At 72.9% G+C, this 14082-nt stretch carries 16 protein-coding genes; 7 read left to right on the top strand and 9 right to left on the bottom strand.

Annotated features, from left to right (window positions below):
• Positions 1–6 precede the first annotated feature (6 nt).
• The 6 genes from HUN59_RS18840 to HUN59_RS18815 are packed head-to-tail and all read right to left on the bottom strand — an operon-like array spanning position 7 to position 5233.
• Complete coding sequence (locus HUN59_RS18840; protein WP_174779261.1) at positions 7–861, bottom strand: MurR/RpiR family transcriptional regulator; 855 nt, start codon at positions 859–861, stop codon at positions 7–9.
• A complete protein-coding gene (gene phnE / locus HUN59_RS18835; RefSeq protein ID WP_174779260.1) occupies positions 858–1778 on the bottom strand; it encodes a phosphonate ABC transporter, permease protein PhnE in 921 nt (306 codons plus the stop codon). Before phnE (HUN59_RS18835) ends, HUN59_RS18840 begins: the two co-directional genes overlap by 4 nt.
• A complete protein-coding gene (gene phnE / locus HUN59_RS18830) occupies positions 1775–2614 on the bottom strand; it encodes a phosphonate ABC transporter, permease protein PhnE (protein ID WP_174779259.1) in 840 nt (279 codons plus the stop codon). The genes phnE (HUN59_RS18835) and phnE (HUN59_RS18830) overlap by 4 nt, the downstream gene beginning before the upstream one ends.
• Positions 2611–3432 (bottom strand): phosphonate ABC transporter ATP-binding protein, encoded by an 822-nt coding sequence (gene phnC / locus HUN59_RS18825; protein WP_174779258.1) that lies wholly within the window; start codon positions 3430–3432, stop codon positions 2611–2613. Before phnC ends, phnE (HUN59_RS18830) begins: the two co-directional genes overlap by 4 nt.
• Complete coding sequence (phnD, locus tag HUN59_RS18820; RefSeq protein ID WP_174779257.1) at positions 3432–4457, bottom strand: phosphate/phosphite/phosphonate ABC transporter substrate-binding protein; 1026 nt, start codon at positions 4455–4457, stop codon at positions 3432–3434. The genes phnC and phnD overlap by 1 nt, the downstream gene beginning before the upstream one ends.
• Before the next feature lie 47 nt (positions 4458–4504).
• Positions 4505–5233, bottom strand: a complete 729-nt coding sequence (locus tag HUN59_RS18815; RefSeq protein WP_174779256.1) for an HAD family hydrolase — start codon at positions 5231–5233, stop codon at positions 4505–4507.
• A gap of 234 nt (positions 5234–5467) precedes the next feature.
• Between HUN59_RS18815 and HUN59_RS18810 the strand changes: the two genes are divergently transcribed.
• The 4 genes from HUN59_RS18810 (at position 5468) to HUN59_RS18795 (ending at position 7826) form a co-directional block, all read left to right on the top strand.
• A complete protein-coding gene (locus tag HUN59_RS18810; protein WP_058741066.1) occupies positions 5468–5650 on the top strand; it encodes a hypothetical protein in 183 nt (60 codons plus the stop codon).
• Positions 5651–5695: 45 nt separating this feature from the next.
• On the top strand, positions 5696–6229 hold the full coding sequence (locus HUN59_RS18805; protein ID WP_174779255.1) for a MarR family winged helix-turn-helix transcriptional regulator: 534 nt from the start codon (positions 5696–5698) through the stop codon (positions 6227–6229).
• A 65-nt stretch (positions 6230–6294) separates the two neighbouring features.
• Complete coding sequence (locus HUN59_RS18800; protein WP_058741068.1) at positions 6295–6918, top strand: TetR/AcrR family transcriptional regulator; 624 nt, start codon at positions 6295–6297, stop codon at positions 6916–6918.
• A 104-nt stretch (positions 6919–7022) separates the two neighbouring features.
• Positions 7023–7826 (top strand): SDR family NAD(P)-dependent oxidoreductase, encoded by an 804-nt coding sequence (locus tag HUN59_RS18795; protein WP_174779254.1) that lies wholly within the window; start codon positions 7023–7025, stop codon positions 7824–7826.
• 45 nt (positions 7827–7871) lie between these two features.
• Here the strand turns inward: HUN59_RS18795 and HUN59_RS18790 are convergent, their stop codons facing one another.
• The 3 genes from HUN59_RS18790 to HUN59_RS18780 form a co-directional block, all read right to left on the bottom strand.
• Positions 7872–8432: an MOSC domain-containing protein gene (locus HUN59_RS18790; protein WP_174779253.1), complete on the bottom strand. Its 561-nt coding sequence runs from the start codon at positions 8430–8432 to the stop codon at positions 7872–7874.
• Between the two features lie 69 nt (positions 8433–8501).
• Positions 8502–9617, bottom strand: a complete 1116-nt coding sequence (locus HUN59_RS18785; protein ID WP_058741071.1) for a Gfo/Idh/MocA family protein — start codon at positions 9615–9617, stop codon at positions 8502–8504.
• On the bottom strand, positions 9614–10429 hold the full coding sequence (locus tag HUN59_RS18780) for a sugar phosphate isomerase/epimerase family protein (RefSeq protein ID WP_174779252.1): 816 nt from the start codon (positions 10427–10429) through the stop codon (positions 9614–9616). The genes HUN59_RS18785 and HUN59_RS18780 overlap by 4 nt, the downstream gene beginning before the upstream one ends.
• Positions 10430–10650: 221 nt before the next feature.
• Here HUN59_RS18780 and HUN59_RS18775 point away from each other — a divergent pair, with 221 nt between their 5' ends.
• The 3 genes from HUN59_RS18775 to HUN59_RS18765 all read left to right on the top strand — a co-directional run bounded on the left by HUN59_RS18775 (position 10651) and on the right by HUN59_RS18765 (position 14028).
• Positions 10651–11946 carry an MFS transporter gene (locus tag HUN59_RS18775; protein ID WP_174779251.1) on the top strand — a complete coding sequence of 432 codons (1296 nt, stop codon included), beginning with the start codon at positions 10651–10653 and terminating at the stop codon, positions 11944–11946.
• 101 nt (positions 11947–12047) lie between these two features.
• Positions 12048–13367, top strand: coding sequence for a carboxylesterase family protein (locus HUN59_RS18770; protein WP_174779250.1), 1320 nt, complete (start codon positions 12048–12050; stop codon positions 13365–13367).
• 82 nt (positions 13368–13449) lie between these two features.
• On the top strand, positions 13450–14028 hold the full coding sequence (locus HUN59_RS18765; protein ID WP_144803594.1) for a TetR/AcrR family transcriptional regulator: 579 nt from the start codon (positions 13450–13452) through the stop codon (positions 14026–14028).
• Positions 14029–14082 lie beyond the last annotated feature (54 nt).

Here is a 14082-nt window from a genome sequence, read left to right as displayed (position 1 = left end):
TCGGCGTCAGTCGGACAGGTTCGCGCTGATCGCGTCGAGCGCCAACGCCTTCGCCCGCACCGCCACGTCCCCGAGCCGGTCCGCCGTCGCCGCGACGAGCCCCTCGACGAGGATCGCCTGCGGCAACCGCGACGCCAGGGTCAGCTCGTCGCGGAACGTCAGGTCCGGCATCGTCACGACGAGGGCGACCGTGGCGGCCTGCGCGATCGGGCTCCGACCGAACGCGGTCACGGCGACGACGTCCGCCCCGGCCGCGGTGGCCGCGGCGACGGTCCGGAGCGTCAGCGCGTTCGCCCCGCTCCCGCTCACCACGAGGAGCAGGTCTCCGGGCCCGAGGAGCCGCGCGCTGATCTGCTGTCCGATGACGTCGGACTGCGCCTCGGCGGGGCGACCGATGCTCGTCAGCCGGGCGGCGGCGTCCTGCGCGAGCGGCGCGGACAGGCCGTTGCCCACGATGACGACCCGGCGTGCGTCGGCGAGCAGGGTGACCGCGCGGTCGAGCGCCCCGCCGTCGAGGAGCGCCGTCATGTCGTGCACCCGGTCGGCCAGTTGCGTGAATGTCGCGGTGACGATCCCGGCGGCGCCGTCCGGGGTCGCCCCCGTCGGACGCACCGGGGCGGCCGCGGCGTCCCGCGCGAGCAGGACCCGGAGCTGCTGGTACCCGGAGTACCCGAGGCTCTGGCACGTCCGGACCACCGTCGCGCGCGATGCCCCGGCGGCGTCCGCGACCTGCTGCGCGCTCAGCTCGACGATCTCGGCGGAGCGCTCGAGCAGCACGGCCGCGACGGTCTGCTCGGTCGGCAGCAGGGACGGCATGAGGCTCCGGATGGTGGCGATGACCGCGCCCGGCTGGTCGTTCACGGCTCGACCCTACGGGTCCGGCGCGCCCCGTGACCCCGACGGATCGTCCCGACGAGCGGGATCGCCCACCGCCCGGTGATGATCCGGGTGCGGACCGCGCCGCTGAGCTGGTCGATCGCCATCGTCACGACGACGACCACCAGGAGGAGCATCCCGACGACGTCCCACACGCGGAACTGCACGTTGTCGACGAGCATCTTGCCGATCCCGCCGGCACCGATGAGCCCGAGGATCGCCGACGCCCGGACGTTGATCTCGAAGCGGTACAGCCAGAACGCGAGCACGTCGGGCCGGGCGCTCGGCCACACGCCCCACCGCATCACCTGCCACCGCGAGGCCCCCACGGCCGTCGTCGCCTCGACCGGCCCGCGGTCGACGGACTCGAACGCCTCGTAGCCCCACTTGCCGAGCGTGCCGACGGACCCGATCGCGATCGCGAGCGCCCCGGTCCACGCGGTCAGGCCGGTGACGGACAGCATCAGGACGGCGATGACGACCTCGGGCACCGCACGCAGCACCGCGAAGACCGCACGGAGCGGGACCCGGACGACCGCGGGCGCGAGCCGGTCGGTCGCGAGCAGGGACAGCGGCAGCGAGAGGACGGCACCGAGCACGGTGCCGAACCACGCCATCGCGACGGACAGCAGGGTGGCGGACAGGGCGTCCGGCAGCGCCGACCACGCCGGGGGCAGGAACATCAGCCCGAGCAGGTGCGCGGACTTCGCGGGCAGCGCCGGCAGGGCGCCCCAGTCGAGGTCGACCCCCCACGAGGCGGCGGCGACGACCGTGACGACGGCGACCGCGACGAGCGCCCGGCCGACCCGACGAGGACGGGTCGGGCGCGCGGTGGCGGGGCGTGCCTCCCGGCCGGTGCCGGAGCCGGGGCGTGTCGGAGCCGGGCCGACGGCGACGCTCATCGGAGGAGCCGCTTCCTGGTGACGGAGCTGAGGAGCTCGAGCAGGACGACGAGCACGAGGACCTCCAGGATGACGGTGCTCAGGTAGTGGTACTGGTAGAACGTCCGCACCTTGTCGATGAGCATTCCGAGCCCGCCGGCGCCGACCAGGCCGATGACGGTCGACGCGCGGATGTTGAGCTCCAGGACGTAGACGACCTGCGACACGGCGGACGGGGCGACCTCGGGGAGCACCGCGGCGCGGTTCGCGCGGAGCCAGGTGGCACCGCTCGCCAGGGCCGCTTCCTGTCCGCCGCGGTCGACGCCGTCGAGCGCCTCGGACACGAGCTTCACGAGGATCCCGACGTTGAACAGCACCAGCGCGAGGACACCGGACAGCGCACCCGTCCCGACGACCGTCACGAACAGCGACGCGAACAGCAGGTCCGGCACGCTGCGGACGACGTTCATGACGAGACGGACGGCCGCCAGGAACGGACCGTTCGGGTTCGTCGCGCGCGACGCCGCGAAGGACAGGGGGATCGCCACGGCCGTGCTGACGGCCGTCGCGACGACGGCCATCTGCACGGTCTGCAGGAGCGCGGGGAGCGTCTCCGGGATGAACGAGTAGTCCGGCTGCACCAGCTGGACCAGGGTGGCGGACGCGTTCCGCGCGTTGGTCACGAGGGCTGCGACGTCGACCTGCACGGCGATCGCGGACCACACGGTGATCGCGGCGACGACCGCCACGACGGCGAGCGTGCGTCCGAGGGTGCGCGGCCGGCGGGGACGGCCCGTGCCGTCGGCCTGGAGGCACGGGGTGCGTCCGCCGGACCGCGTCGCGTCCGCCGTCGTCACAGCTGCACCGCCGGCGCGTCGAGGACGTCCTCGGCGGTGAGGGACCGGCCGTAGATCGCCTCGAACACCGACTCGTCGGCGTCGGCCCCGGGGCCGTCGTAGACGACCTCGCCGGCGCGGAGCCCGACGAGTCGGGTGCCGTACCGCCGGGCGAGGTCGAGGAAGTGCAGGTTCACGACGACCGTGATGCCGAGCTCGGCGTTGATCCGCTGCAGGTCGCGCATCACGACGTGCGAGGTCGGCGGGTCGAGCGACGCGACCGGCTCGTCCGCCAGGACCACCCGCGGCCGCTGCGCGAGGGTCCGGGCGATCGCGACGCGCTGCTGCTGCCCGCCGGACAGCTCGGCGGCGCCCACGTAAGCCTTCTGCACGATCTCGACCCGCTCGAGGGCCTGCATCGCGAGCTCGACGTCGTCCCGGTGCCACGCGCCGAGGAGCGACCGCCAGGCCGAGGTGTGGTGCAGCCGGCCCATGAGCACGTTGTTCAGGACGGTGGTCCGCTTGGCGAGGTTGAACCCCTGGAAGACCATCCCGACGTCCGCGCGCAGGTCCCGGAGCGCCCGACCGCGGAGGCCGTCCACGCGGGTGTCGCCGACGGTGATCCCGCCGGAGGTGATCGGGACGAGCCCGTTGATCGTGCGGATGAGCGTCGACTTGCCGGCGCCCGACAGACCCACGACGGCGACCATCTCGCCGGGGGCGATGTCGAGGTCGATGCCGCGCAGGCCGTGGTGGCCGTTCGGGTAGGTGACGCCGACGTCGGAGAAGCGGATGCCGGCACCTCCCCGCTCGCTGTGGGTCCGGTCGGGCGTCGTCATCAGCCGAGCCCGATGGTCGCGGCGGTCTGCTGCGTCTTCGTCAGCGCCTCCGGGTCGGCGTCGGTCAGCCCGGTGATCTGGTAGATCGCGGTGAGCGCCTGCTTGCCCTCCGCGGTGCCGGCGTAGTCCTTCATGGCCGTCGTGATCTTCTGCTGCCACTGCTTGCTCAGGCCGGAGGACAGCGAGACGCCGTCGTTCGGGATCTCGTCGGTCAGCGCGAACACGACGACCTTCTTCCCGACGTCGGGGGTGTCCGTCGCGACGACGCTGCGGGCGTCCCAGTAGCTCGTGCCGACCTCGGTGTCGCCGTTGTACACGGACAGGACGCTCGCGTCGTTCGCGGTGACCTGGGTGACCGAGACGTCCTCGTCGACGTCGAGGCCGGCGGCCTTCATCGCGGCGACCGGGAAGATGTAGCCGGCGGGCGAGGCGGCCTGCAGGAGCGAGATCTTCGCACCCTTGAGCTTCTTCAGCGCGTCGAGCCCGGCGGGACCCGTGCCCGACTGGGTGCTGTTGCAGTACAGCATCCCGTTCGTGCCGGCGACGGGCGTGTCCGAGCAGTACTTGTCGGGGTCGTTCGTGAAGAACTGCGCGGCGTAGCTGTGCTTGCCGTTCCGCTCGGTCTGCAGGGCCGGGACCGCGCCGTACTTGTCGCACGCCTGGCTCATCTGCAGGCTCGGGAGCATGCCGATCTGGGCCTGGTCGCTGCCGATCGCCTCCACCGACGCCTGGTAGTCCTGGGTGATGACGCCCTTCACGGGGATGCCGAGGCGCTTCGTGAGGGCCTCCTCGAGGGGCTTCACGGTCTCGACGAGCTTCTTCGCGTCGCCGGACGGCACGAGTGCCAGCGTGAGGGACTTCGGCGCGGCGGCCGAGTCGTCGGAGCGGCCGGTGCACGCGGCCGCGGCGGTGCCGGAGGATCCGGCGGAGGCGGTCTGCTGCGAGGCACCGCAGCCGGAGAGCGCCAGCGTGGCGAGGAGGGCGACGCCGGTGGCGGTCGCGAGCGTGGTCGTGCGGAGGGGCATGACGATTCCGTTCTGGTGTGGGGCTGAGCGGGTGTGGTGTGGTGCGGTCAGGAGGCGGCGGGCACGGGGACCGCGGCGGGGTCCCGGGACCATGCGGCGATGTCGGCGTAGAGCTCGGGGAACGACCGGGCGACCAGGTCGGCGGGCCCGGCGGCGTGCCCGAACCGGTCGATCAGGGCGGTCCGGCACCCGGCGGCGCGTGGCGCGGCGAGGTCGTTCGCCCAGATGTCGCCGATGGACAGCAGGTCGCCCGGGCGGCGGCCCTCGAGCAGTCGGGGGAGCAGGAGGTCCCAGCCCCCGGGCTTCCGGGCCTCGGCGTGCACGGCGTCGACGACCTCGGAGAGTCCGAGGACGGCGAGCGTCTCGAGCACGCCGGCGAGGGGCGCGTTCGTCACGAGCACCCGGTCCGCGTGCTCGCCGATCTCGGCGAGGTGTGCGGCGAGTCCCTCGGGGGCGGTGACGGCGAGGCGTCCGTCCGCGAGGGCCGACCGGCTGCGGCGGTAGGCGTCCTCGAGCAGCGGTGCGGCGGCGGGGTCGGCGGCGACGGCGAGCTCGGCGACGGCCTCGTACCCGTCCGCCCACGCGGGGGCGTCCGGCGCACCGTCGAGGAAGGCGCGGAGGCCGTCGCGGACCGTGTCGGCAGCGGTCTCCGACCCGCGTCCCCGGAGCGCGGCCGCGACCTCGTCCGCGTACGCCCACACCGGGGCGTCGCCCGTGCACACCGTGCCGTCGAAGTCGAGGACGAGCACGGGGCGGGGGGTGGTGGCGGAGGACACATCGGGCAGCGTAGGGCCGGATGGACGATCGGTTCACGAGTTTTGACGACTGTGAAACATGCGTTCACGAGGTGTTCACAGACGGCTGCGGTCGTCGCTGTCGCCGCTGGTGGCGTCGCTGCTCCCGCGCGGAATGTACAGAAATCGAACAGTTCGTTGCACAAGTAGTTCGCGTCGTGAAACAGTTCTCGCGTCCGGACGAGGACGACCACGACACGGGAAGGCGGGATCACAATGCACAGCACGTACACCGGGATGCCGCACACCACACGAGCCGGCGCGACGCACACCCGCGTCGGTCTGACCGACCCCGCGGTCATCGACGCCTACGTCGAGCGCCGGATCCAGGACCCGTCGCTCCTGTCGCGCCGCTCCGAACCGTCGTACGCTGACTTCTTCACGGCCACCGCGGTCTGACCCGCCGCGTCGGCCGACCACCCGACAGAGAGACCGCACGAGCCGATGCCGCTGACCGTCGTCCGCCGAGAGCACACGCACCTCTACGCCCGTGAGCCCCGTTCGCGTGCGGCCAAGGTCGCCGTGGACGCCCTCCTCCGGCTCCAGCACGCCGAGGAGCAGCAGCTCGAGCAGGCGCGGACCGAGAGCGGCCTGACGAAGAACGAGTTCCTGGCCGTCCGCTACCTGCTCCAGGCGCACCGCGACGGACGGTCGATGGGACCGAAGGACCTCGCTGTCATGCTCAGCGTCTCGAACGCGTCGGTCACGAAGATCGTCGACGGACTCGTCGCGAAGGGCGACCTGGTCCGTGCGCCGCACCCCACGGACCGCCGGGCCCAGGTGCTCGAGCCGACGGTGCAGGCCGCCGAGAAGATCGACTCGTCGTACGCGCGCTTCCACGAGGCCGTGGTCGAGGTGATGGACCACCTGTCGACCGAGGACAACGCCGTGCTCACGCGGTGCCTCGACCAGGTCACCGACGCCCTGGTCGGCGGGCGACCCGCACCGGTCGACGAGTACACGGCCGAACCGGCCTGACCCGGGCGTTCCCCGATCGAGCCGCGCGGGGTGGCGCGAAAACCTTCCAGCGGTAAGTTGGGGGGATGACGCACGAGGTCGACGACGACGCGACCCCACCCCGGCGCGGTGGGTACCGCAAGGGTGCCGAGCGACGTGCGCAGATCCTCGACGAGATGATCCGGATGGTCGCCGAGCAGGGCGTCGACGCATCCTCCCTGCGCTCCGTCGCCGATGCGCTCGGCATCACGCACGCCGCACTCCGGCACTACTTCCCGAGCCGCGACGACCTGCTGCTCGCGGTGTACCGGGAGCACGAGGTCCGCGAGCAGGGCGCCCCCGACCGGCTGAAGTCGGCGATCGGCGACATGCGGGAGAGCGCCTCGCGCAACCGCGGGGTGCCGGGGCTCGTGCAGCTCTACACGACCCTCGCGGCCGACGCCGTGCAGGAGGGACACCCGACGACGCGGGACTTCATGCGGGAGCGGTTCACCCGCCTCCGGGCGGACCTGGCGGAGCTCATCGCGGCGGACCAGGCTGCCGGGCGGATCCGGGCAGACCTGGACCCGATCGACCTGGCGAGCCTGAGCATCGCGGCGTCCGACGGCCTGCAGGTGCAGTGGTTGCTCGACCCCGACGCGGTGGACGGCGAGCGGGTGCTGCGGCTGCTCGAGTCGATCGTCCCGCCCGGAGCGCAGCCCGCCCCGTAGGCGTCACCACGGTCGCGGTGCCGGCCACGGGCGGACGGGAGGCACGTGCCCGGCCCGCCCCGCGCCTCCCGTCCGGTCGCACCCACCGGGTGTACCCATGGAGCATGCCCCGATCTCGCAGCCCCTTCCACGGCCTCCGTGCCCTCGTCACCGGCGCGAGCGGCGGGATCGGCGAGGAGCTCGCACTCGGCCTGGCCGCCGCCGGTGCCGACGTCGTGCTCGTCGCCCGGTCCGCCGACCGGCTGGACGCGCTCGCGTCCCGGATCCGCGCGGAGCACGGCGTCGAGGCGACCACGGTGCCCGCTGACCTGGCGCAGGCGGACGGCGTCGACCGGGTCGTGGCGGCGCTCGCCGACGTGCGGGTCGACGTCCTCGTGGCGAACGCCGGGGTCGGTGACCACGGCGCATTCGTCGACGCCACCGACGAGCGGCTCCGCACCCAGGTCGACCTGAACTGCACGGCCGTCGTCCGGCTCGTGCACGCGTTCCTGCCGCCGATGCTCGCGCGCCGGGTCGGCGGGGTGATGACCGTCGCGTCGACCGCCGCGTTCCAGCCGACCCCGTCGATGGCGGTCTACGGCGCGACGAAGGCGTTCATGCTGTCGTTCACCGAGGCGCTCTGGCAGGAGTCCCGCGGGTCCGGCGTGCGCATCCTGGCGCTCTGCCCGGGACCGACGTCGACCGGGTTCTTCGACGCGGCGACGCGCGGCGGCGCCCAGGGGCGGTTCCTCGAACGGGGCCGGCAGACGGCGGCGCAGGTCGCGGCGGCCGGGCTCCGGGCGTTCGGTCGCGCCGGCGGTCCGACGGTGGTCTCCGGCGGGGCGAACGCGGCGGTGGCGAACGTGCACCGGTTCGTGCCGCGGTCCCTGATGGCGAAGTTGTCGGCGATCGCGATGTCGGGCGACTGACCCCGGCCCGGACCTCGTGACTGCCCGCCCGCGTCGACGGCGGGATCAGACCGGCTGCAGCGGCTCCTGGTCGCCCTCGGGCAGCTCGACGACGACGGGGTCACCGGCACGCACGACGCCGCCCGCCAGCACGACGCCCATCACGCCGCCCTTCCGCTCGACCGTGCCGTCCTCGGCCCGTCCGAGCACCCGGCGGAGCAGTCCCGGGTCGTGGTCGTTGATCTGCTGGCAGGGGTTGCGCAGTCCGGTCACCCGCACCCGGGCGTCCGCGCCGAGGTGCAGGACCGTGCCGGCCGGCAGCCCGAGCAGGTCGACGCCGCGGGTGGTCACGTTCTCGCCGAGCTCCCCGGGTGCCACGTGGTGCCCGGTCGGCTCGAGCTCGTCGAACAGCTCGGCGTGCACGAGGTGCACCTGACGGAGGTTCGGCTGCGAGGGGTCCCGCGCCACCCGGGAGCGGTGCTGCACGGTGGTGCCGGCGTGCGCGTCCCCCTCGATGCCCCAGCCGGCGACGAGGACGACCTCGTCGACGACGGGCTTGCTGAAGCGGTGCTCGTCGTCCCTGCTCACCGCGACGACGTGTGGTCCCTCGTGCTGTTCCCCGGTCACGGTCCCATCCTGGCGCACGGACGGCCGGTCCCGACAGGGGACCGGCCGTCGTGGTGGTGTGGGTGGTGCCTAGGCGTCCACCGAGGCGGTGAGGACCGCGGCGGCGGGGTCGAAGTCCTCGGGCAGCGGAGCGACCCGCTCGACGGACGACTCGATCGTGACGGCGGACCCGGACTCGGCGGCGTCGCGGATGCCGAGCAGCACGTCGAGCACGTGCAGCGCGACCTCGCCCGAGGCACGCTCGGGGCGGTCCTCGGCGATCGCGCGGGCGAGCTCGACGACGCCGGTGCCCCGGCCCCAGGTCGAGCCGACGGCCTCGAGCGTCTCCGGCTCCTCCTGCCCGTAGCGCCAGAGCTGCGACGAGCCCTCGAACGTGTTCGGGTCGGGGAGCGAGATGGTGCCGAGCGTGCCGTTGATCTCGACGAAGCCCATGCGGGGGAGCGCGTGCTGGAACGAGAACGTCGACTGGGCGGACTGCCCGCCGGCGAACTCGATGAGCGCGGCGTGGTGCGTGGGGACCTCGACCGGGAACGTCTCGCCGGCACGGTCACCGGACGCGATGGTGCGGCGGTCGAGCGACTTCGACGACACGGCCTGCACGCGCGACGCGGCGCCGAAGGCGTGCACGAGCGTGGTGACGTAGTACGGGCCCATGTCGAACAGCGGGCCGGCGCCCTTCGCGAACAGGAAGTCCGGGTTCGGGTGCCACGCCTCGGGTCCCGGCACGTGGAACAGCGTCGTCGCGGTGAGCGGCTCGCCGATGTCGCCGCGGGCGATGGCCCGGAGCGCCGTCTGGATGCCGGCGCCGAGCACGGTGTCCGGCGCCGTCGCGACGCGCAGCCCCTTCGCCTTCGCCGATGCCAGGACCGCGGCGGCCGAGTCGTGGTCGGTCGCGATCGGCTTCTCGCTCCAGACGTGCTTGCCGGCGTCGATGATCTGCTGGTCGACCTCGGCGTGCGCCGCCGGGATCGTCAGGTTGATCACGATCGAGACGTCGTCGCGTGCCAGGAGCTCCTCGACGGTGCCCGACGCGGCGACGCCGTAGGCCTCCGCCTGGGCGGCGGCGCGGTCGAGCAGCACGTCGGCGACGAAGCGGACCTCGACGTCGGCGAACTGCGTCAGGTTCTCGAGGTACTGGGTCGAGATGTTGCCGGCACCGATGATGCCGATCCCGACGCGGCTCACGCGGCGCTCCCGGCGGTGTCGTTCGCCTTCAGCCACTCGAGCGACTCGGTGATGCCCTGGAAGACGTCGCCGGAGTAGGCGTCGAACTCGACGACGCGGATCGCCTGCGGCGCGGCGGCGAGGATGCCCACGACGTCGACGTCACCCTGGCCGGCGGGGGTCTGGTTCTCGAAGGCGCGCTGCAGGGCCTCGGGCACGACGAGGGCGCTCTCCGACGACGGCAGCGCGGTGAGGATGTCACCGTCGACCTTGCCGTCCTTGACGTGGATCGCGACGACGCGGTCCCCGAGCGAGCGGAGCACGGCCGGGGCGTCCGCGCCGCCGACGGTCGCCCAGAAGGTGTCGACCTCGAGCACGGTCTCCGGCGCGAGCTGCGACACGAAGTGCTCGTAGACGCTCTTGCCGTCGACCTTGTTCGTGAACTCCCACTGGTGGTTGTGGTAGCCGAACCGCAGGCCACGCGACGCGGCCTCGGCGGTCAGGACGTTGACGCGCTCGGCGATCCTCGCGACGTCGTCGGCGGTCTGCCAGCGGTCGGTCGGGATGAACGGGTCGATGACGGTCTGGATGCCGAGGCGCTCGGCGGCGTCCCAGATCGGGGCGGTGTCCTCGGCGTCGATCACGGCGACGTGACCGGACGGGGCCTTGAGGCCCGTGGCGGCGAAGGCCTTCTCGAGGTCCGCGGCACGCTCGACGAACGCGTACGGCTCGACGTTCTCGTAACCGATCTCGCGCACCCGGGCGATGGCCTTGTCGAGGTCTTCGGCGATTGCGTCGCGCAGCGAGTAGAGCTGCACAGAGGTGGTGGGCATGGCAGAGGGCTCCTTCGATCCTGTCTGGGTGTCGCGGCATCGGGTGTCGCAGCCCGTCGAGGAGCGATGCTCCCCGGCGAGACCGATCCCGACGCTACCCCAAAAACCACCCGCTGTGTAGTTTTCCTCGGCACGGGGCGACAAGCCGACACGTGTCGTTGTATGCTCGTCGAGGTAAAACCTTGCACGACAAGGTTTTTGCATCGACTCAAGGAGGCGTCATGAGCACACCCGAACCCGGCGGTCCGGCCCTGTTGGACCTGGACGAGGGCATCACCCAACCGGTCAGCACCGTGCGGGTGGGGATCGGCTACCAGATCGCCCTGTTCCTCGGGCAGTTCGGCCTCTTCGTGGCGCTCATGGCCCCGGTCTACGTCAGCATGCAGCTCAAGGCGCAGGCCCTGGTGGGCGAGGACGCCGCCACCGTGATCGGTTCCGTCCTGCCGATCGGTGCGTTCGGCGCGCTCCTCATGAACCCGCTCGCCGGTGCCCTGTCCGACCGCACCCGCACGCGCTGGGGCCGCCGTCGGCCGTGGCTCGTCGGTGGTGTGGTCCTCTTCGCGGTCGCCCTCGTCTGGATCGCCTACGCGCCCGACGTCCTCAACCTGACGCTCGGCTGGCTGCTCGCGCAGATCGCCGCGAACGCGACGCTCGCCACGCTCCTCGCGAGCTTCGCGGACAACGTCCCGCAGGTGCAGCGCGGCCGGTCGTCGAGCATCATCGCGCTCGCCCAGAACACCGCCGTGCTCGCCGGCACCTACCTCTCGGTGTTCTTCGTCGCGAACCTGCCGGTGCTGTTCATCGCGCCCGGCATCCTGGCGATCTTCCTCGTCCTCGTCTACGCGTTCGTCGCGCGGGACGACCTGCCGACGTACCCGCTCAAGAAGTTCACCTGGCTCAACCTGGTGTCGTCGTTCTGGACGAACCCGATCAAGAACCCGGACTTCGCGTTCGCGTGGTGGTCGCGGTTCCTCATCATCCTCGCGACGTTCATGTTCACGACCTACCGGCTGCTCTACATGCAGGAGCACCTGGGCATCGCGGACGCGAAGGCCGCGACGGAGGCCGTCGCCTTCGGCGTGCTGCTCTACACGGTCGCCCTGCTCGTCAGCGCGGCGCTCTCCGGTTGGGCCTCGGACCGGCTCGGTCGCCGCAAGGTGTTCGTCGGCGGGTCGACGGCGCTGTTCGCGGTCGGGCTGGTCGTGCTCGCGCACGCCGAGACCGTCACCGGCTTCTACGTCGCCGAGGTCGTCATGGGCTTCGCGTACGGGATCTACTCGGCCATCGACACGGCCCTGGTCGTGGACGTCCTGCCGAACGCGGACCGCCCCGGCAAGGACCTCGGCGTGATCAACATCGCGAACGCGCTGCCGCAGTCGCTCGCCCCCGCGCTCTCGCTGTTCTTCCTGTCCATCGGCAGCACGCACGCCGACAACTACACGCTCATGTGCTGGGCCGCCGGAGCGGTCGCCCTGCTGGGTGCGCTCGTGGTCATCCCGATCAAGCGGGTCCGGTAGCGCCCGTCGCGACACGCGACCACTCCGCGGACGGGAGGCACGGTGCCAGCNGGCACCGTGCCTCCCGTTGCGTCCCCCGGTCACGTCGGTAGCGTGAGCCGGTGCCGTCTCCCGCAACACGCTCCTTCGACCCCCCTGCCGGACCGCTCACCGCCGTCGTCGACGGCGACGTGACCCGTGCGCTCGGGATCCCCTACGCGCGGGCCGAGCGCTTCGCGCCGCCGGAGCCGGTCCCGGCGACCACCGAGCCGTACCCGGCGACCACGCCCGCGCCCGTCGCACCGCAGCGGAGCTCGCCGGCCGTCGACCAGCTGCTGCCGCCGATGGACCTGCAGGTGGACGAGCACTGCCAGCGGCTGAGCGTCACGGTGCCGAGCGACGTCCGACCCGACGAGCGACTCCCCGTGATGGTCTGGATCCACGGCGGGTCCTACGTGATCGGCGGTGGCGACCTGCCCATCCACGACCCCCGGGACCTGGTGACCGAACAGCGCGTCGTCGTGGTGACGGTGACCTACCGGCTCGGCGTCCTCGGGTTCCTCGGCGACGGCGAGACCGTCCCCGCGAACCTCGGGCTGCTCGACCTGGTCGCCGCCCTGCGCTGGGTGCACGAGAACATCGCCGCCTTCGGCGGCGACCCGGACGCCGTGACGGTGTTCGGGCAGTCCGCCGGTGGCGACGCGACAGCGCACCTGATGATCAGCGAGGGCGCACGCGGGCTGTTCCGCCGGGCGATCGTGCAGAGCGCCCCGCTCGGGCTGTCCCGGGGTCGCGCGCGCATGACCCGGGCGGTGCTCCGGGCCGTCGGGACCGTCGGGCCGGACACGCCCCTCGACGAAGTGCTCGACCGACAGGTCCGCGGTGAACGGGCCGGCGGGGTCTTCGGCCTGGCCGGAGCGATGCCGTTCGGGACGCAGTACGGCTACGCGCCGCTGCCCGCCGAGCGCGACACGGACCGGGCGTGGCGGGCGGTCGCCCCAGAGGTCGACGTGCTCATCGGCTCCGGGACCGACGAGACCGGCATGTACGTGCCGATGATCCCCGGCGTCCGGACGCTCGCACGGTGGCGGCCCGCGCGGTCGCTGCTGCGATGGCTCGTCGTCCGACCGCTGTCCGAGGTCGTCTACGGCCGGGACGTCCGCCGGTTCGCGGCGCGACACCGGGCCGCCGGTGGGAACGCCGTCGCGTACCGACTGCTCCGCGGGGCCACGGCGGCGCCGACCGGGGCGGTGCACATGAGCGACGTGCCGATGCTGCTCGGCGGACGCGAGGCCTGGGCCGGGAGCCGGTTCGTGCCGGAGCGGGACTGGCCGGAGGTCGACCGTCGCGGTCGGGCGCTCCGTGCGGTGTGGGCGGAGTTCGCGCGGAGCGGGCGGGTGACGGCGGCCGACGACGTGACGATCGCGTTCGACCGGGGGTAGGCGGAGCCGCTCGGTGCTGGCCGCTCGGTCCGCCCCCGAACGGGCGGTCGCGTCCCGGGCCGACCGTGGGCAGGATCGACGCATGACCGCTGACCTCCGCGCCCGCATCGTCACGGCCGCGGTCGAGGCCTTCCGCACGAACGACTTCCACGCCGTCGGTCCTGACGAGGTCGCCCGCCACGCCGGCGTCGACGTCGCCGAGGTGCACCGGGCCTTCCCCACCTGGGACCTGCTCGTCGTCGCGGTCGTGGATCGCTGGGCCGCGGCCACCGAACGGGCGCTCTGGCCCGTCGCCGAGCAGGAGGGCGCCGTCGCCTACCTGCGCGCCCGGCTCGAGGCCGGGCAGCGCGAGCCAGGACTCGTGCGACTCCGGATCGCGCTGCTGAGCGCCGCCTCCGGGCCCCGCCATCCGGCGTCGGGGTGGTTCCGGACGCAGTACACGCGGTCGTTCGAGGACGTCACGCTCGCGCTGGTGCGCGACGTGGTCGCCGGCCGGGAGGCTCGTGGTGCGTCCCCGAGACACGCTGCGGAACAGCTCGTGGCGCTCTACGAGGGGCTGCAGCTGCAGGCGATGCTGCGCGAGGACGCTGACCTGCTCGGCGGGTGGGACCGGGCGGTCGCGCGGATGCGGGCGGGGTGGGCGGTCGACGTCGCGGCGTGAGCGCGGTCGCGGCGTCGGTGCGGGCGTCGGGCCTGCTGGTGTCGGGCCTGCGGG

It is taken from the genome of Curtobacterium sp. Csp2 (assembly GCF_013347165.1).
The sequence above is the reverse complement of the archived record's forward strand: the minus strand, read 5'-3'. Positions and strand labels throughout refer to the sequence as shown.